This is a genomic window from Edaphobacter sp. HDX4, from assembly GCF_036877565.1.
Classification (GTDB): domain Bacteria; phylum Acidobacteriota; class Terriglobia; order Terriglobales; family Acidobacteriaceae; genus Edaphobacter.
The window spans coordinates 1-17425 of the sequence record NZ_JAEDXW010000037.1; the positions used below are offsets into that span (position 1 = coordinate 1).

Sequence of the window (17425 nt, forward strand, 5' to 3'; positions counted from 1 at the left end):
GCGGCGATGACCGTGTTGCAGGGCGTACTCGAGGACCCCCAGCAGGCCGGAGTACTCGGCGTAGTTGTTGGTGCGGACGCCAAGGAATTCGCTCAGTTCTGCCAGCGGCTCTCCGGCCGGACCGGTCAGGACGGCGCCATAACCGGACGGTCCCGGGTTACCCCGAGCTCCGCCATCACAGTGGGCCGTAACCCAGCCTGAGGAGGAGGAGGAGGACGCAGGGGTATCGGCGAACAGACCGGGGGAGATCGAACGTGGGGCCATAGGCTTGAGTTTATAAGGAATTGACTGAGGAGAGATGCCTTTCCGGAGCTTGCTTACCTTTCAGAGACATCCGGGTCTATTGGATTAGGAAAAGGTTGTTCCTGACTCCGGAGTCAGACGCATGAAAGCTGAAGCAATTGAGATTAATTCTGGCGGGGAGCTGCTATCCAGGCTTTCATTGACCCCCCAGAACCGACGGGCCAGTCCTTTTGCACGGGGTTTAAGGGATGCGGCGGTAGAATCGTTGCCAGGGATGGCAAAGGCAGCGGCTCAACCCGGCGCGAGAAACAGCAAGCTTACCCAGGCCCAGCTGGAGGCTCGTGCACAGCAGCGCATCGAGGACGATGAGCTGATTCGCGAGGCCCAGAAGGGAAACCGTGGAGCCTTCGACAGTCTGGTGCGTCGTTACGACCAGAGCGTACTTCGGCTGGCGCTGCACATGCTGGGGAACGAACAGGATGCGCAGGACGTGCACCAGGAGGCCTTCATCAAGGCCTACCGGCATCTGGGGAACTTTCGATTCGAGTGCAGCTTCTACACCTGGCTCTATCGCATCGTGACGAACCTCTGTCTCGATCAGCTGCGTCGGCGTAAGAGTCGCAGAGAAGATCCGGCGACGATGATCGACTCCGGCGGCGATGAGCTGGACCTGCTGGCCAATATCTCCGACGACCGGGCGATGGCGAACCCGGCCCGGGAGCTGGACCGTAAACGGATGGGCGAGAGAATTCTCGCCGCGCTGGAAAAGCTGACGCCGCGCGAGCGAATGGTGTTTGAGCTGAAGCACTACCAGGGCCTGAAGCTGAGAACAATCGGTGAGATGTTGAGCACCACGGAAGAGACAGCAAAGAATACCCTGTTCCGCGCCACGAGGAAGCTGCGTGCAAATCTGGCTGAGCTACGGGGGAGTTAGGACGAGTAAAGAAGTATGCAGGACCGCAATAAAGAAAAAGAAGTAGAGCAGGACTGTAGCAAAAAAATAGACGGGCGCAGATAGACCCGCGATCGAAGTACGGCGACATTTTTGAGGCTGGTAGAGGTATACGGAAATGAAGTGTGAGATGGTGAGAGACAACGTAATCCTGGCGTACTACGGCGAGTTGCCGGATGAGCTATCGGGCACGTTGGAGCAGCATCTGATGACGTGCGAAGAGTGCCGGGAAGAGCTGAATCTGTTGCAGGGTCTGGACAGTCAGCTGGGAGTACTTCCGGTAGAGGAGCCGGATCCCAATCTGCTGGCCCAGTCGAGAATGCGGCTGGATGATGCACTGGACGCGATTCCCCCGCACGGATTTCTCACGAGGTTCAGAATCAATCTCTTTCTCTGGATGGGACATCTCCGGAGTGCTCCGGCGCTGGCGACGCTGCTTGTCGGAGTAGGGTTTATCGGCGGGAACTTTCTCAACCGCTATGAGGTATCCAAGGCACCCGCTCCGCACGCGGGTCCTGTCTCCTACAGCAATCCTTCGCAGAGTGTGATTTCAAGTGTTACAGGCATCGACCGTACGCCTGACTCGGAGCTGGTGCAGGTGCACTACAACCGCGTCGTTCCGGAGACGATCGAGGGCTCGCTGGACAACAAGGAGATTCGCGATCTTCTGATGAAGGGCACGACAGCCTCCGCAGAGGGCGTACGCGCCAACTCGGTGCAGCTGCTGGCGCGCGAGTGCAAGGCTGGTCACGAGTGCGCCGCGCGCGACGATGGCAAGGGCGTCCGGGGCGCGCTACTGGTTTCGCTTCGCTACGACAAGGATCCGGGCGTTCGCCTGAAGGCGCTTGAGGGTCTTCAGAGCTACATCGGTCAGGACCAGAGGGTCCGGGATGCGGTTCTTGAGTCTCTGGCCCACGATCCTGATGCTGACGTGCGGATGGCCGCGGTCAGTCTGCTTGCACCCGTACAGCACGATTCCAGTGTTCGTAAAGTATTGCGCACCGTCTCCACTCAGGATGAGAATCCATACATCCGCACCGTGAGCTTCAACACGCTGCAGGGATCGGATTCGATCCAGTAGCTGGCTCCTGGTGGTTCGGTACTTCCAACTATGTAGAAAGGGATGCGAGGAAGTCGAGATGAGGTACGTAAGATCGTTTGGCGTTCTGATTTTTGCGGGCCTTGGTCTGGTCACCGAACATCCATCTCTGGCGCAGTCGCGGCTTATGCATCCGCAGGCCATCTTCCGGATCATTGGGCCGTCCAGCAAGTCTCCCCAGGGATATCTTGGAGTCGACATCCGCGACGTGAGTGACGATCGACTCGCCACGCTCAAGATGACGGACAAGCATGGAGCCGAGATTGTTGGCGTAGACCATGATGCTCCGGCCTGCAAAGCAGGGATGCAGTTGCACGATGTGATCCTCAAGATGAATGGCCAGGCGATCGATGGTGAGACGCAACTGCGTCACCTGTTGCGGGAGATTCCAGCGGGCGGCCAGGTCACGTTTGTGATCAGCCGCGAGGGGCAGCAGAAGACGATTCAGACGCAGCTGGCCGATCGCAACGAGGTCGAACGCGAGGCCTGGGACAATCACTACACTGTTCCGGAGCCTGCCAGCGGATCCTCTGCCTTCTCCCATGCCGGCCACTCCTTCCTTTCGACCTCGCGTGCGTCCTCGGTGAAGGGTACGCGTACCTTCCTGGGGACGACGATGCTCGTCAGCTCGTCCTACACCGGCGCCAAGCTTGAAGTGATGGGGCCACAGCTTGCGGATTTCTTCGGAGCGCAGGGAAGCTCGGGACTCCTCGTCCGCAGCGTTGAGGCCCACAGCCCGGCCGCCGATGCAGGCATGAGGGCCGGTGACGTGGTCATCAAGATCAACTCGCTCGACATCGTCAACGGCAGTGACTGGTCGAAGACGATCCACGAGAACCGGGGAAAGTCTGTCAGTGTGGTTGTGCTTCGCGACAAGAAGGTCCAGAACCTGACCCTCGTTCCTGACTCCAGGAAGCGCTCTTCTGTTGAGCCGTGGGCCAGTCTGGAGGGCTTCTTCGGCAACTCGCCCCAGGCGCTCGAGACGCGTGAGACCCTCGCGCAGATCGAGCCTGTTCTGAATGCCATGGACGCCAGTCTCCGGAACACCCTGCAGGAGGATCGCAACGCTCCGGAGATGCACGAGATGAAGGCGAAGCTGGATCTCTGGTCCATTAATCCCGAGTTTCGCCGCCAGATGCAGTTGGCGCGGCAGCAGGTGACGGCTGCCGCGGATCGCATGAGGGCGGAGCCTCCGGCGCTCCGGGACCACGTGCAGGCTGTTCACGCGAAGCTGGACAATGTGGTGCGGCTCGACTAAAAGTCTTCGCTTCAGTCCCTTCGCCCTGCCTCAAGTTGCTGCGTCCGATATACTTAAAACCTGATATGTCTTCTGCTTCGACCACGAACCTGACGCCGCCGAGCTCCATAAGACGACGATGGAAGGCGATCACCCGCAAGGCGCGGGAGGTCCGCTCCATTGGCGACGCCCTAGGCTCGACCGACCATCCCTACATGGCGCATATTGTGCCCATGCGCCGGTGCAATCTCTCCTGCACCTATTGCAATGAGTTCGACGATTTTTCTGATCCGGTCCCGATCGACGAGATGCTGCGCCGTATCGATCACCTGGGTCGACTGGGAACGAGCGTCATCACGATCTCGGGCGGCGAGCCCCTGCTTCATCCCGATCTGGACCAGATCATCGCCCGTATTCGCAAGACGGGCGCTATCGCGGGCATGATCACCAACGGTTATCTGCTGATGCCGGATCGTATTCAGCGCCTGAACCGGGCCGGACTCGATCACATGCAGATCTCGATCGATAATGTAATGCCCGATGCGGTTTCGAAGAAGAGTCTGAAGGTTCTGGACAAAAAACTGCAGATGCTCGCCGAGCATGCCGAGTTTCACGTCAATATCAACTCCGTGGTTGGTGGAGGAATTGCAAATCCGGACGATGCTCGCGTGGTCAGCGAGCGAGCGCTGGGCCTGGGTTTCAGCTCGACTATCGGGATCATCCATGACGGCTCCGGACAGTTGAAGCCGCTTGGCGAAGCCGAGCGCAAGGTGTGGGACAAGGTTCGTGCCATGACCCGTCGCAGCTACTCGCGCTTCAATCACTTCCAGGTAGCGATTGCGAACGGAAAGACGAACGACTGGCGCTGCCGCGCTGGCGGGCGCTATCTGTACATCTGCGAGAACGGTCTGGTTCACTACTGCAGCCAGCAGCGCGGGTTCCCGGCCGTTCCTCTGGCTGACTACACCGTCGATGATGTCAAACGCGAGTTCCTGACTGAGAAGAGCTGCTCCCCGAGCTGCACCATCAGCTGCGTTCACCAGGTCAGCTATATCGATCACTGGCGCGCACCGCAAAATAGCTCAGTGACGCCGGGCTCATCCCATAAGACCGGATCGCAGGAGCTGGTGCAGATTCAATAGCGGACCGATTCGCGGACCTGGAGGTGTGATGAGCGCAATGCGCGTCGTTTCTCGTCATTTTGCCGCCCGGCAGCTTCTACTGACGCTTGTCATCGCAGCGGCGCTTCCTGCCTTTTCGCAGACTGCCGTGCCCTCGGCTCCCCCGCGCTCCTCAAGTCGTCCTTATACCGGCGATCTGTCGATCTTCGATTATCCGGATCGCGATAAGAAACTGCAGATCGATCGGGTGATGGACCTGCTGGGGATTCAGCCCGGTAAGAACGTGGCCGACATCGGCGCGGGTTCTGGGTGGTTTACGGAACGGGCTTCCAAGCGGGTCGGACCTACCGGCGCAGTGCTGGCCGAGGATATCAACCCGATTGCAATTGAGACCATCGGCAAGCGGGTCATCAGCGATAAGCTCACCAATGTGCGAACGGTTCTGGGCCAGCCAGATGATCCCCTGCTTCCGCCAGGAAGCGTGAACGCTGTGCTCCTGCTGAAGGTCTACCACGAGATCGCCCACCCAGTGGACTTTATGAAGAAGCTTCGACCGGCACTCCGGCAGGGAGCGAAGATCGGGATCATCGACAGGAATGGAAACGGCGCCAATCATGGTCTGGACCACGGTGTGGTCGAGAAGGAGATGGGCGAAGCCGGGTTTCGTCTCAGCGCCACCTACGACTTCACCAAGGCGGATGGGCAGGACTACTTCCTGATCTTCGAGGCGAAATAGGCGGTTAAAAACTTCAGGCCCTGCAGCGAGGATTCCACCGCAGGGCCAAACGAGTTCAGATAACTTTTACCGCTGGACCGTCGAAGGGTGCTTCAGCTTGGAGTTTGAGGCTGTTTTACCCGGTGTGTTCTGGGCGACCTGAGACTCCATGTTGTCGATGGTGGCGTAGAGCTGGTTCATATCGGTGACCTGCACCCAGTTCTTCTGGCTGACGACCCAGATGGTCGGTGTCTGCGAGATTCCGATGCGTTCGCCGAGAGTGTAGTCGGCGTTGACCTCAGCAGAGAATCGGCCCGCTGGATCGATGACGAAGGGCTCGTTCAGCTTGTGAGACTGGAAGAAGCGGCGCGTAAACGCTGCAAGATCGTCCTTGGAGGCGATGGAGTTCTGAGCGGCAAAGACCGCCCCACGAAACTCGTCTGCGACCTGGGGCGAGACCTTGTCCTGCAGATAGCGTGCGGTGATGGCTGCATCGCGGCTCCAGATGTGCATACGGAGCGGAAAGTCGTAGCGCACGATGGGAATCTTGTAGCGATCGGCTGCTTCGTGCACGATGGGGAAGGCGTGCGCGCAGGCGGGACACTCGAGATCCTCGAACTTGATGATGGCCACCTTTGCTCCGGCCGGAGGCTTCAGCATGGAGGTGTCTTTGAAGGAGTTGCCCGTATTTGGCGGAGCAGAGTACTGAGCCGCGGCGGGAAGGCACAATCCGAGGAGCAGAGAGGCGGCGAGAACGATGCGATTCATGGTGGTTGGACGCATAAGGCCTTTCTTTGTATTTTAGACGACCGCGGCGGGCGTGCTCGGATTTTGCGGCGGATTTTCGCAACCCCGTCCGGGGCCGGGTAATCTAATCGTAGTGAATACAGACGATTTGCTGTCCCACCTTTGATGAAATTGGAGTCTCGCGCCTCAATGACAAGGAAGTTTCTGCCAGTTTTTGCCGCGTGGTTGAGTCTCGCCCCGGTATCGCTGGCACAGCAGCCCAAGCCGGAAGAGCTTCCGCAGGCCCCACAACCGCAGGTTACCTCCGGCGCGCCGGTTGCCAAACTGGCGGGCGGGGTTGTGGTGGAGCAGGCTACTGTCGGCGCACTGCCGTTGAGCATCGATGAAGCCATCGCACGCGGTCTGCAGCATAATCTCGGCATCCTTCTCGACCTTCAGAACCAGAGGTCGATTCACGGTCAGGTACTGCAGGTAAAGAACAATCTTCTCCCCAGCATGACGGCTGTGGCGAAGAGCTCAGCCCAGCAGATTAACCTTGCGGCGCTGGGTTTCACGCCGGGCGCGGTCCAGATTCCGGGCTTCGATACTTCGACCTCTCCGACGATCGTGAAGGTCAATGTGACCTCGGCTCAGGTGAATCTCAGCCAGCAGGTCTTCAACGTTCCGGCCTACTTCCTGTACCGGGCGGCGCAACGGGCCGACGATGCGGCCTCGTGGACGACTCTCAACGAGCGCGGCACGGTGGCATTGAATGTGGGCACACAGTACCTGCGCGCGGTGGCGGATTCGGCCGAGATCGAGAATGCCCGGGCGCTGTTGAAGGCAGATGAGGTAGCGCTGAACCAGGCGCAGGCTTCTCATGACGCTGGCGTCGGGACGCATCTGGATGTTCTGCGGGCGCGGGTCCAGCTCCAGACCCAGCAGCAGACCCTGATCAACGATGAGAATACGTTCGCGAAGGACAAGATCGCGCTCAATCGCCTGATGGGCACGCCTGCCGACCAGGAGCTTACCCTGACGGACACGACTCCTTACGCCGAGTTTGCTGCGCTTCCGCTGGATCAGGCGATGAGAGTGGCTTTCGAGCGCCGCAAGGATCTTCGCAGCCTCGAGTCCCAGATGGAGGTCGCAGACCGCACGCTGAAGGCGGTGAAGTACGAGCGTCTGCCGACAGTCTCGGTCAGTGGTTTTTACGGCGTCCTGGGAGAGACGACCGGTCTCTACCATGGCGTCTTTACTGCCGCGGGCAAGCTTTCGTTCCCAATCTTCCAGGAGGGGCAGCTTCGCGGCGAGCGCGAGGTGGCACAGGCGGAGCTCTCAGGTCTGCGGCAGCAGATTCAGAGCCTGAAGGTCACGATCGAACAGCAGATCCGCTCCGCGATGCTGGATGTGGAGGCTACCGACGAGCAGGTGAAGGTAGCCCGTAGTAACGTCGACCTGGCTACCCAGGCGCTGCAGGATACGACGGACCGCTACGCCGCGGGGGTCGATGACAATCTTCCCGTGGTGCAGGCTCAGGCGTCGCTGGCAGCCGCGCAGTCTCGACTGGTACAGACACTCTATCAATACAACCAGGCGAAGTTGACGCTGGCTCGCAATACCGGCGTGGTGGAGACCCAGTATAAGACTTACCTGGGTCGGTAACGACCTACCCCCCCGGGGTACTGAATTTGCGTAAATTATTCAAAGTAAATATCTTAGCTTGGACTTGCGGTGCAAATTCTTCAATCCAAGGAACTTGCGGGTAAATTACTGAAAGCAAAAAAGATGAAGGGAAGGCGGAACGATCCCGGCCACCAGTTCTTCCTCCTAGTGACTATTTCCATTGTAGCGACTGGCCGCAATCCTTTCGGCACATTGAAGTCTATTAGAATCTGTAGCTTAGGTGTGGTTGGGGCTTGACACGGGCGAGCGGGAGACCTGCGCATCTAGGGTGAGATGATTTTGCTGAGGCGTCCTTCTGAAAAGGAAGGTCCCAGGGAAGAGGAGATCCGCCGGTGATCGAGAGAGTATCAACCGAGAGCATGGTGCCGGCGCTGGCTGCAGGAGCTGCCCTGGGACTTGCTACGGCAGTGGCGGGAGGTTCAGTATGGGCGGCCCTTTCGGCTGAGTCTCAGATCTTCGGGAGGACGCTGGTTGCACCTCCGCGACCGGCTGACTTTGCCCTGACCTTCGACGACGGCCCTAACCCGGGAGCGACGCCGCAACTACTTGAAGTGCTGGCCCGGGCGGAGGTGAAGGCGACCTTCTTCCTGATCGGCGGATTTGTACGGCAGTGTCCGGGGCTGGTGCGTGAGATTGCCGCTGCCGGACACCTGGTGGGCAATCACACGATGACGCATCCCTGGCTGGCGTGGCACAGCGAGGGGCGAATCCGCAGAGAGCTGGGCGAGGCGAACGCGGCGATTGAAGATGTCCTGGGAGAGCGGGTGCGCTATTTTCGTGCTCCCCATGGCGCCCGGCGACCGGCGGTGTTGCGGGTGGTGCGGGAGATGGGAATGATCCCGGTGCAGTGGAACGTTATCTGCTCGGACTGGAAGCCGATTGGCATCGATGGGATTGTGAAGAACGCGGTAAACGGCGTGGAGCGCAACCTGAGACGAGGGTTTGGGACCGACATGGTGCTCCACGATGGAGGCCACACCGGGCTGGGAGCGAAGCGCATGGATACGGTGCGAGCTGTAGAGCAACTGCTCGAGCGGTACAGAACGATGCGATTTGTACGGGTGGATGCGTGGGAGTAGGCTTTGCGGACACGGGGCGTAAGTGGACGAACCAGATATGCTCCCGATGCCATGAAGATCTCCTCCCCGGGGCTTAACGGGTAGATCGATCGGTTCTCAATTGGGAGTGGTGGGACAGGAGGCCGACGACAGGCCCTAGCAATGGGTCCGGAGCGGCTATCTGTGGGCATTATCAGTTGTTCGACTGAGGTGACTACCCGCAGAACTTGTCTGCTCGAAAGGATGGTCCGCGCCGCGCGCTTCGTAAACGGATTATTCGGCTGTTGCGGAAAACGAAAGAAGAGGATCTTTCTCCTCCCCACTTCTAGATTATTGCGCACCGGGGGGCTTGCGGCAAGACCCAAGCCATGCTGCATCATCGTCGGCTGAAGCACAAGAAGGTGCAAAGGGAGGCACGATGAAAGAGCATGCGGTAGTGATTGCAGGGGGAGGCCCCACCGGACTGATGCTGGCAGGCGAGCTGGCGCTGGCAGGCGTTGACGTGGCCATTGTCGAACGCCGCCCGAACCAGGAGCTTGCCGGTTCGCGTGCTGGCGGTCTGAGTGCGCGCACACTCGAGATCTTCGATCAGCGCGGAATCGTGGACCGATTCCTCGCCGAAGGACAAATAGCCCAGGTCACGGGATTCGCGGTCACGCGTTTGGACATCAGTGATTTTCCAACCCGGCACAACTACGGGCTGGCACTGAGGCAGAAGCATATTGAGCGCATTCTCGCTGAGTGGGTCAGCGAGTTGGAGGTACCGATCTATCGCAGCCGCGAATTAAGAGATTTCGTTCAGGACGGCACCAGCGTCACGATGGAACTGTCCGAGGGTGCGTCGCTGCGGGCGAGCTATCTGGTTGGGTGCGATGGCGGTCGCAGTCTTGTCCGCAAAGTTGCCGGCATTGAGTTTCGAGGATGGGATGCGACGACCAGCAGCATTCTCGCCGAGGTCGAGGTGACGGAGGAGCCGCCATTAGGCATTCATCGCACCGCACTTGGCACCCACGCTTTCGGCAGGGAGAAGTATGAGATTCGCGACGGCAAAATAATCTTTGCCGATGAGGGGCCCGTAAATGTCATGGTGACTGAAAAGGTCGTCGTCGCCGCAACCGAGCCCACGTTGCGCGATCTCCGTGAGGCACTCGTCGCCGCATGCGGAAAGGACTATGGAATCTATAGTCCAACCTGGATCTCCAGGTTCACCGACATGTCGCGGCAGGCGGAGGCTTACCGCACGAGTCGGGTTCTCCTGGCTGGCGATGCCGCACATGTGCATTCTCCAGTGGGCGGGCAGGGCCTGAATACTGGTGTGCAGGATGCGGTAAACCTGGGTTGGAAGTTGGCGCAGGTGGTGAAAGGAACATCGCCTGAGACCTTGCTCGACACTTACCACGACGAGCGGCATCCAGTGGGGGCCCGCGTGTTGCGCACGACCATGGCGCAGGTCGCATTACAACGTACTGATGATCGCACTGAAGCCTTGTGCGAAGTTGTATTGGACCTCCTTGGGATGGAGGAGCCGCGCAAACGGATCGCTGCCGAGATGTCCGGACTTGGTGTCCGCTACAACCTCGGCGACGGGCATCCGCTTGTTGGCGGCCGCATGCCGGACCTCGATCTGTCCACGGCCAACGGCCCGATGCGGGTTTACAGCCTGCTGCACAGGGCCCGGCCAGCTTTGCTCAATTTCGGTGACCACCTCGCCTTCGATTTCACGCCATGGGCAGATCGCGTTCAGTTGATCGAAGCCGGATATGCAGGTATCTGGGACCTCCCGGCCGTAGGGGAGGTCACTGCTCCCGCGGCCGTTTTGATTCGTCCCGACGGATATGTGGCCTGGGTGGGAGACGAAACCCAACCCGATCTCAATGACGCTCTCACCACGTGGTTCGGACCGCCTGCTGCAGCATAGCGCACCGGCTTCTGTGATTGAGGAAAAGTTAGCGAGCAATGCGATGGCTGCTTCCGACCGGTTCGTCAGCAGCCATCCGATTTTAAACGCAAACACCGCGCAGCCAGAGGAGACGCTCATTGAGCTCTATCCGCCAATATCGGCTTCATGTTGGGTGGTGCCCCTCCAGGATGGATCTCGGCATGCCCGTCGTCCGTCAGGGTTACCGTGAACTCAAAACCATCCACGACTTTGACGTGGAGTGCAGAACCTTCCAGTGTTGCTTCGGCGATCTGTTTTGGCGTGGTGTCGTCGGAAGGATCAGCGTTGCTCAATCCTCCCTCGTCATTTAATGCGATACGCGATTCGGTGACGGATCCCGTGAAGCCGGATCCTCTGCGAGCCAGTGTCATCGTGGCGAAGCTCTTCCCTTGAAACATCCAATGCCAAGTTCCAGCGAAACCATGCGCGGCATCGGAGGACGGAGAGGTTGTTTGACGGCTCGTTGCGCGCGCGATCACTACGCCCGAACCGAACGTCAAAGTGATGGCCAATACCAGTCCAAACAGACCGGCGGGTGATAAAGGATTTCTCTTGTTGGTTAGCATCATGATTCGATCCTCCAGGTTGTCACCATCGAAAATACCCAGCTCCAGTGCGTTGCCACGGGGCGCGTGCAAACACAGTGAGGCCAGGCGTAAGAGCGTGCGGGCATACAAATGACCTTTTCCGAGCTGACAGGCAGCGTGCTCATCGCAGGCGAGCTCGCGCGTCTGCGAAATCTTCGACATCAGGTATCGAATGCCAGGGTGGATGGCCACAGGAGAGGAGAGAACTACACACAGGATGTGAACAAAAAAGTCTCCTCGACGAACGTGCGCGTATTCGTGCGCAAACACGGCCAAAAGCTCGTGCGTTCGAAGAGCTGGTATCAGCTTGGCCGGCAGGATGATCGCAGGGTGAAGCACACCTACAGCAACCGGGTCGTCGATATCTGTAGATTTGAGGAAAGCAACCCGGGGCGAGGTAACGACGGAGCGAGCCATTCCGATTTCGGCCGAAGAAAGCGGCGAAGCGTCTCGGCGCAGCCGGTGAACTCGACGGACGCCGCGGCCGAAGTGAATGAGCTGATAGAGAACGAACGCTCCCCAGATGGCGACGATTGCACTCTCAACTCCTGCTCCTAACTCGAATTGAAGCTGCGCTTTGGAGTTCCCCTTCCAGATCCAGAAAGCCCCATTGAGCGATGATGCCTTGTGAAGTGCGTCCTGCGAAGGTCTCTCCGCGATCACAGATGGCCGCGTGTGCCAGAATGTATTGCTTACAGGTATGGCGAGAGACAGGGCAAGCACGCCAAGATAGAACAGGTGTTGATACTTTGCCTTCGCTTTCGCTATGAGCGGCGAGAAGGCTGCCGCAACGACGGCAAAGGATGCAATCTGCAAGAACGCATTGAACAGCAGGTCGAACAGGGCCTCTCGGATTGCATTCATTCCGCATCCTCCTCTTCGTCTGCTGCAGCCTCAAGTTTTGCCTGCAGCTGGGCAAGCTTTCTCGCGTCGAGGTGCTTGCTTCGGACCAGAGAGAGGAGCAAGTCGTCCACGGAACCCCGGAAGACTTTCTGCAGGACATCTTTGATGGCGTGAGAATCAGCCGCTTCCTGAGTGACGGTGGCGCTGTATTCGAATGCGCGCCCGACAAGTTTTCTTTTGACTCTGCCTTTGCGGTGCAGAACGTTCAGCGTAGTTTGAACCGTCGTATAAGCAAGCTGAGGCTCACCGGTTAAGCCTTGCAGAACCTTCTGAACATTGCCCGCACCCTGCTCCCAGAGCACATGCATGATGCGTCGCTCTAGAGGAGTCAAGACTTTCGCTACCTTTGCCATTGCCGCATCTCCTATAGGAATAGGAGATTACTCCGGAAGAGAAAATACGTCAACTATAAATATAGGAGATAGCCATCACGGCTGATGAGGCGCACCCGGTGCGGCTCGATTAGCCGGGGATTTTCGATGAAAATTTCAATCGTACCGATTGAGTTGTGAGTGCCGCTTTCGTGGTTGCGGGTGGACCTGGAGAGCGACCGAAATGGCGTCCAATTTATGATGGAAGAGCGTGAAATATACGGTTGCAGCGTTTTATCGATTTTTCTCCCTGTCGGAGCCGGAGGCTCTGAGAGCGAAGCTGTTGGCTCGATTCGAAGACAGCGATCTTCGAGGCACCCTGCTGATCGCGCCTGAGGGGATCAACGGCACGATGGCAGGTTCGGCCTCCACGATCGATCTTCTGCTGGATGAGCTGGCTGAGAGTGTTGGGCTGGATCGGGCCGAGGTGAAGTTTTCGACGGCAGACGAGCCCCCGTTCCAGCGGCTGAAGTTTCGGGTGAAGAGTGAGATTATTGCCTTTCGTGAGACGAAGGTCGATCCGGCGAAGCCGGGGACGTATGTCGGGGCGAAGGAGTGGAACGATTTATTGGCCGATCCCGAGGTACTGCTGCTGGATACGCGAAATCTCTACGAAACCGAGATAGGCACGTTTGAGGGCGCGACACTTCCGGCGATCGAGAAGTTCTCGGATTTTGTGACCTATGTGCGTGAGGAGCTGGGAGAGCAGAAGGATCGGAAGATTGCGATGTTCTGTACCGGCGGCATTCGTTGCGAGAAGGCGTCGGCCTTCATGCTGCGGGAAGGCTTCGACACGGTCTACCACCTGAAGGGCGGCATCCTGAAGTATCTGGAGGAGGTTGCCGAGTCCGAGAGCAAGTGGCAGGGCAAGTGTTACGTGTTCGACGACCGGGAGTCGGTCGATCACACGATGTTCACGGATTCGTAGAGGCGCAGAGAGTCAGCCGAGACTTGAGATCAGTAAGGGCAGCTGCGCCGTACTGTGACCACCTTTTGCTTTGTGAAATGCGTGCGGACCGGGCAAAGCTACCGTGCGGATGACAGGGGTGGATCCGACTACTTCAACGCGATTGCGTCCCAGTGCCTTAGCACGATAGAGAGCTGCGTCGGCGCGTGCAAGCAGGTCCTGGAGCACGGAATCATCGCCTCCGCCCATGTGCAGGATGGCTCCGATGCTGATGGTTACCTGGATCTCGTGCGCGGGAGTCTTTATAGGAGTTGCGGCGACCGCGCATCGGATGTCTTCGCAGCGTCGTTCAATCACGGATGGATCGCAGTCGGCGAGGAGGATCAGGAACTCCTCGCCACCGTAGCGGCCGACGGCGTCGCCGGGGCGAACGGAGGCGTCAAGACGACGCGCGATCTCTTCGAGGACAGCGTCGCCGGACTGGTGTCCGTAGGTGTCGTTGATGCGTTTGAAGTTATCGACGTCACAGAGGATCAGCACCGTGGATTTGCCGGTGTGATGTCCGCGGCTGAGTGTCTTGCGTGCGAACGACAGAATGGCGGCGCGGTTCTTGAGGCGGGTGAGTGAATCGAAGGTGGCCTTGTAGCGCATCTGCTCGCGAGCTTCGACGAGCTTGTCTTCGAGCTCAAGGATGCGGCGGCCGGTGCGGAGCCGTGCCTTGAGCTCTGCCAGGGCGCAGGGCTTGACCAGGTAGTCGTCGGCGCCGGATTCGAGACCGGCCACGACGTCTTCGCTGTTCTGCCGGGAGGTCAGCAGGATAATGTAGACGTAGGGCGTCTCGTAGTGGCGCTGCCGTACCTTGCGGCACAGGGCGGGGCCGTCGAGCTCCGGCATCATCCAATCGATGATTGCCAGCCGCGGTGCATCCGGCGCGGAGAGGATGCCGGCAGCTTCGCGGCCGTCCTGGGCAATGACGACTTCATATCCGAACTGCTGCAGCGCACGCTGCATCATCAGACGACTGACGGGCTCGTCTTCAGCGAGGAGTATCTTCATCTAGCATTCTCGGGGCACAGCGAGTCGAGTACGTGCATAACAGTGTCGAGTTCAAGGGTAAGCTTGTCCAGGATGTCCTGGGCTCCGGAGACTTTGCCGGACCTGCCCGTTTCCTCGAGGCTGCCAGCGAGCTGAGACGCCAAGCCGGCGGAGAGATTTGAAAGCGCACCTTTCAGCAGGTGTCCTACAGCCTGCAGTTCGGCTGCGTCAGTGGAGTCGAGAGCCTTCTGGGCCCGCTGGAGCTGTCGCGGGTAGTCGGCGCGGAAGACATCGCTCAGGTCGGCCAGGAGTGCACGGTCGTCGTCGATTCGATTGAGCAGCTCGAGGATGTCGACGGAGCTGTTTTTGGTTGGCTCGGGATCAGAGCCGCCGAGGGACGCGGTCTTCAGAGCGAGATAATGCTCCAGGGTTTCGTCCAGCTCTTCCGGCCGAATGGGTTTGGACAGATAGCCGTCCATACCGGCAGCCATGCAGCGCTCGCGGTCGCCATTCATCGCCAATGCGGTCATGGCGACGATGGGCTGGTGTTTGCCGGTATTTTTCTCAAGCTCGCGCAGCGCGATGGTGGCTTCGAAGCCGTCCATATCCGGCATCTGCATGTCCATAAGGACGAGGTCGTAATCTGCGATTTCAAGGGCTGCCAGAGCTTCACGGCCGTTGCCTACGACGGTGACGGTCTGGTTGCGTTTTTCGAGCATGCGTGTGGCGAGTTTCTGGTTGACGATGTTGTCTTCCGCAAGCAGGATCTTCAAGGTATTTCCTCCGCTCGCCTGTTCGCGGAGCGTGTATCGGGTGATGAGCGGAGCTGGCTGGACGGTCTCGCGCTCCATCAGGACACCGGCGATAGCCTCACGCAGCTCGGCCTGACGGACGGGCTTGAGCAGGTAGGCGGCGATTCCGAGCTGGCCACAACGCTGTGCGTCGCCCTGCTGGCCGCCAGAGGTAAGCATCATGATGGTAGAGGGTGCGGAGCCGGATATCTCATTCAGACGTTGCACGAAGTCGAATCCGTCCATTTTTGGCATGTGCATGTCGGTGAGGACGAGGCGGAAGGGCTCGCCCTCGGCGGCGGCCTCGATATACATCTGCAGGGCCTGGGGGCCGTCGGATGCTGCGGCGGCGATCATGCCCCAGCGCGCCAGCAGGCCTTCCAGGATGCGGCGATTGGTGCGATTGTCATCGAGGATAAGGACCTTGACTCCGACGAGAATCGAGACTCCAGCCGAGATCTGGGCCGGAAGCGGGCGGCGCTCCTGAGCGCGCTGGAGGCTGACGGTGAATTCGAAGTTTGAACCCTTACCGAGGATGCTTTCGACCGCGATGGTTCCTCCCATCATCTCGACGAGGCGGCGGGAGATGGTGAGTCCAAGGCCGGTGCCGCCGAACTCGCGGGTGGTGGAGGCGTCTGCCTGGCTGAAGGAGTCGAAGATGGACTGCAGCTTCTGAGGCGCGATGCCGATGCCGGTATCCATCACGGTGAAGCGAAGGGCGACCTTCGAGTCGTCGCTCTGATCGAGACGAACTTTCAGTGCGACCTCGCCCTGCTCGGTGAATTTGACGGCGTTGCCGATGAGGTTGAGGATGACCTGGCGCAGGCGGCCGGGATCTCCTGCGACCCAGGCGGGGACCTCGGAGGAGACATCGCAGAGCAGCTCGAGGCCCTTCTCGTCAGCTCGGAGCGCGATGGTCTTGAGAGCTCCCTCGATGCATTCGTAGATGTCGAAGTCGATGATTTCAAGGTCGACCTTGCCGGCTTCGATCTTGGAGAAGTCCAGGATATCGTTGATGACGCTGAGAAGAGAATCGGCAGACAGCTTCACGGTCTGAAGATAGTCGCGCTGCTCACGGTTGAGCTCCGTCTCGAGCGCGAGGTCGGTCATGCCGATGATGCCGTTGAGAGGAGTGCGGATCTCGTGGCTCATGTTGGCGAGGAACTCGCTCTTGGCCTTATTGCTGTTCTCGGCCGTTTGCGCGCGCTCGACTTCGAGCTCCAGGCGGTGGCTCTGCTGGAGTAGTTCAAGCTGCATTCCCTGCAGGGACAGCCTGCGATCGAGCATCGCTGAGAGATAGACCAGGCAGAGGGTGAAGACGGTGACGAGGCCGATGCCGAAGAGACCCAGATAGGAGATGCCCATCGCGTGGTCGAGCGTGGCTGGGTCGAGCGGCATGGGATTGAAGGTCACCGCAGCCATTCCGACGTAGTGCATGACTGGAATGGCGAGGCCCATGATGACTGTGCAGTAGAGCTTGCGGAGGCTGAAGGAGGAGGTCTGTTCGCGGTTCGAGAAGGTCAGCCGGAGAGCGACAAACGAGATAACGACGGCAAGGGCGATAGAGAGGCCGAGGATCGGGGCGTTGTAGTGATGCATTGCGGGCAGGCGCATGGCGGCCATTCCGATGTAGTGCATTCCTGCGATGCCGGCGCCCATAAAGATGCTACCTGCGCTGGCGGCGAGGAGCGTCATCCTTTTGCGGCTGACGACAAACAGGGCCGCCGCAGAAGCCAGAACTGCAGCAAGCATGGACAGCAGAACGGTGGGCCAGTCGTAGAGGACCGGGAAGGGCAGCCTGTAGGCTTCCATGCCCACGTAGTGCATGGACCAGATGCCTAGACCGAGCGCAAAGGCGCCTCCGCAGAGCCAGGTGACATGTGCGATTCCGGTGGATACGGTGACCCGGCCGGCAAGATCGAGGGCGGCGTAGGCTGCCAGCAGTGCGATCACGATAGAGGCAAAGACCAGACGAAGATCGTAGGTCCCTGTTATAACGGCGAGATGATCCATAACCGCCTTTGTGAAACTCAACCATAACCGTAACGGTTAAGT

15 protein-coding genes are annotated in these 17425 nt (G+C 59.3%); 9 read left to right on the plus strand and 6 right to left on the minus strand.

The genetic code is table 11. The features are described 5' to 3' along the window. The coding region (locus JAO29_RS22145; RefSeq protein WP_334270460.1) for a reverse transcriptase-like protein at positions 1-264 on the minus strand (264 nt) is incomplete at its 3' end. Positions 265-385: 121 nt separating this feature from the next. Here JAO29_RS22145 and JAO29_RS22150 point away from each other — a divergent pair. The 5 genes from JAO29_RS22150 (at position 386) to JAO29_RS22170 (ending at position 5388) form a co-directional block, all read left to right on the plus strand. Continuing rightward, positions 386-1177: an RNA polymerase sigma factor gene (locus JAO29_RS22150; protein WP_334270461.1), complete on the plus strand. Its 792-nt coding sequence runs from the start codon at positions 386-388 to the stop codon at positions 1175-1177. A 136-nt stretch (positions 1178-1313) separates the two neighbouring features. Further along, the gene (locus tag JAO29_RS22155; RefSeq protein ID WP_334270462.1) at positions 1314-2276 is read left to right on the plus strand and encodes a HEAT repeat domain-containing protein; all 963 of its coding nucleotides are present in this window, start codon (positions 1314-1316) and stop codon (positions 2274-2276) included. 58 nt (positions 2277-2334) lie between these two features. Next, complete coding sequence (locus JAO29_RS22160) at positions 2335-3552, plus strand: PDZ domain-containing protein (RefSeq protein WP_334270463.1); 1218 nt, start codon at positions 2335-2337, stop codon at positions 3550-3552. Between the two features lie 65 nt (positions 3553-3617). Further along, on the plus strand, positions 3618-4673 hold the full coding sequence (locus JAO29_RS22165) for a radical SAM protein (protein WP_334270464.1): 1056 nt from the start codon (positions 3618-3620) through the stop codon (positions 4671-4673). Between the two features lie 37 nt (positions 4674-4710). Then, positions 4711-5388: a methyltransferase domain-containing protein gene (locus JAO29_RS22170; protein WP_334270465.1), complete on the plus strand. Its 678-nt coding sequence runs from the start codon at positions 4711-4713 to the stop codon at positions 5386-5388. A gap of 66 nt (positions 5389-5454) precedes the next feature. Here JAO29_RS22170 and JAO29_RS22175 read toward each other — a convergent pair whose 3' ends face one another. Beyond that, positions 5455-6150 (minus strand): DsbA family protein, encoded by a 696-nt coding sequence (locus JAO29_RS22175; RefSeq protein ID WP_334270466.1) that lies wholly within the window; start codon positions 6148-6150, stop codon positions 5455-5457. A gap of 153 nt (positions 6151-6303) precedes the next feature. Here JAO29_RS22175 and JAO29_RS22180 point away from each other — a divergent pair, with 153 nt between their 5' ends. The 3 genes from JAO29_RS22180 (at position 6304) to JAO29_RS22190 (ending at position 10755) form a co-directional block, all read left to right on the plus strand. Continuing rightward, positions 6304-7758, plus strand: a complete 1455-nt coding sequence (locus JAO29_RS22180; protein WP_334270467.1) for a TolC family protein — start codon at positions 6304-6306, stop codon at positions 7756-7758. Between the two features lie 353 nt (positions 7759-8111). Beyond that, positions 8112-8858, plus strand: coding sequence for a polysaccharide deacetylase family protein (locus tag JAO29_RS22185; RefSeq protein ID WP_334270468.1), 747 nt, complete (start codon positions 8112-8114; stop codon positions 8856-8858). 397 nt (positions 8859-9255) lie between these two features. Continuing rightward, complete coding sequence (locus JAO29_RS22190) at positions 9256-10755, plus strand: FAD-dependent monooxygenase (protein WP_334270469.1); 1500 nt, start codon at positions 9256-9258, stop codon at positions 10753-10755. A 116-nt stretch (positions 10756-10871) separates the two neighbouring features. On the opposite strand, the gene JAO29_RS22195 is transcribed toward JAO29_RS22190, so the two are convergent. Together JAO29_RS22195 and JAO29_RS22200 are read right to left on the minus strand one after the other, a co-directional pair. After that, positions 10872-12227 (minus strand): M56 family metallopeptidase, encoded by a 1356-nt coding sequence (locus JAO29_RS22195; RefSeq protein ID WP_334270470.1) that lies wholly within the window; start codon positions 12225-12227, stop codon positions 10872-10874. Beyond that, positions 12224-12619, minus strand: coding sequence for a BlaI/MecI/CopY family transcriptional regulator (locus tag JAO29_RS22200; RefSeq protein ID WP_334270471.1), 396 nt, complete (start codon positions 12617-12619; stop codon positions 12224-12226). The genes JAO29_RS22195 and JAO29_RS22200 overlap by 4 nt, the downstream gene beginning before the upstream one ends. A 229-nt stretch (positions 12620-12848) precedes the next feature. Here JAO29_RS22200 and trhO point away from each other — a divergent pair, with 229 nt between their 5' ends. Beyond that, complete coding sequence (trhO, locus tag JAO29_RS22205) at positions 12849-13565, plus strand: oxygen-dependent tRNA uridine(34) hydroxylase TrhO (RefSeq protein ID WP_334270472.1); 717 nt, start codon at positions 12849-12851, stop codon at positions 13563-13565. A gap of 12 nt (positions 13566-13577) precedes the next feature. Here the strand turns inward: trhO and JAO29_RS22210 are convergent, their stop codons facing one another. Then, positions 13578-14600 (minus strand): GGDEF domain-containing response regulator, encoded by a 1023-nt coding sequence (locus JAO29_RS22210; protein ID WP_334270473.1) that lies wholly within the window; start codon positions 14598-14600, stop codon positions 13578-13580. Further along, the gene (locus tag JAO29_RS22215) at positions 14597-17383 is read right to left on the minus strand and encodes a response regulator (protein WP_334270474.1); all 2787 of its coding nucleotides are present in this window, start codon (positions 17381-17383) and stop codon (positions 14597-14599) included. Before JAO29_RS22215 ends, JAO29_RS22210 begins: the two co-directional genes overlap by 4 nt. Between the last annotated feature and the right edge of the window lie 42 nt (positions 17384-17425).

Coding starts and splice junctions, on each gene's coding strand:
- JAO29_RS22150 (WP_334270461.1), top strand. CDS start 386: ATGAAAGCTGAAGCAATTGAGATTAATTCTGGCGGGGAGCTGCTATCC.
- JAO29_RS22155 (WP_334270462.1), top strand. CDS start 1,314: ATGAAGTGTGAGATGGTGAGAGACAACGTAATCCTGGCGTACTACGGC.
- JAO29_RS22160 (WP_334270463.1), top strand. CDS start 2,335: ATGAGGTACGTAAGATCGTTTGGCGTTCTGATTTTTGCGGGCCTTGGT.
- JAO29_RS22165 (WP_334270464.1), top strand. CDS start 3,618: ATGTCTTCTGCTTCGACCACGAACCTGACGCCGCCGAGCTCCATAAGA.
- JAO29_RS22170 (WP_334270465.1), top strand. CDS start 4,711: ATGCGCGTCGTTTCTCGTCATTTTGCCGCCCGGCAGCTTCTACTGACG.
- JAO29_RS22175 (WP_334270466.1), bottom strand. CDS start 6,150: ATGCGTCCAACCACCATGAATCGCATCGTTCTCGCCGCCTCTCTGCTC.
- JAO29_RS22180 (WP_334270467.1), top strand. CDS start 6,304: ATGACAAGGAAGTTTCTGCCAGTTTTTGCCGCGTGGTTGAGTCTCGCC.
- JAO29_RS22190 (WP_334270469.1), top strand. CDS start 9,256: ATGAAAGAGCATGCGGTAGTGATTGCAGGGGGAGGCCCCACCGGACTG.
- JAO29_RS22195 (WP_334270470.1), bottom strand. CDS start 12,227: ATGAATGCAATCCGAGAGGCCCTGTTCGACCTGCTGTTCAATGCGTTC.
- JAO29_RS22200 (WP_334270471.1), bottom strand. CDS start 12,619: ATGGCAAAGGTAGCGAAAGTCTTGACTCCTCTAGAGCGACGCATCATG.
- JAO29_RS22210 (WP_334270473.1), bottom strand. CDS start 14,600: ATGAAGATACTCCTCGCTGAAGACGAGCCCGTCAGTCGTCTGATGATG.
- JAO29_RS22215 (WP_334270474.1), bottom strand. CDS start 17,383: ATGGATCATCTCGCCGTTATAACAGGGACCTACGATCTTCGTCTGGTC.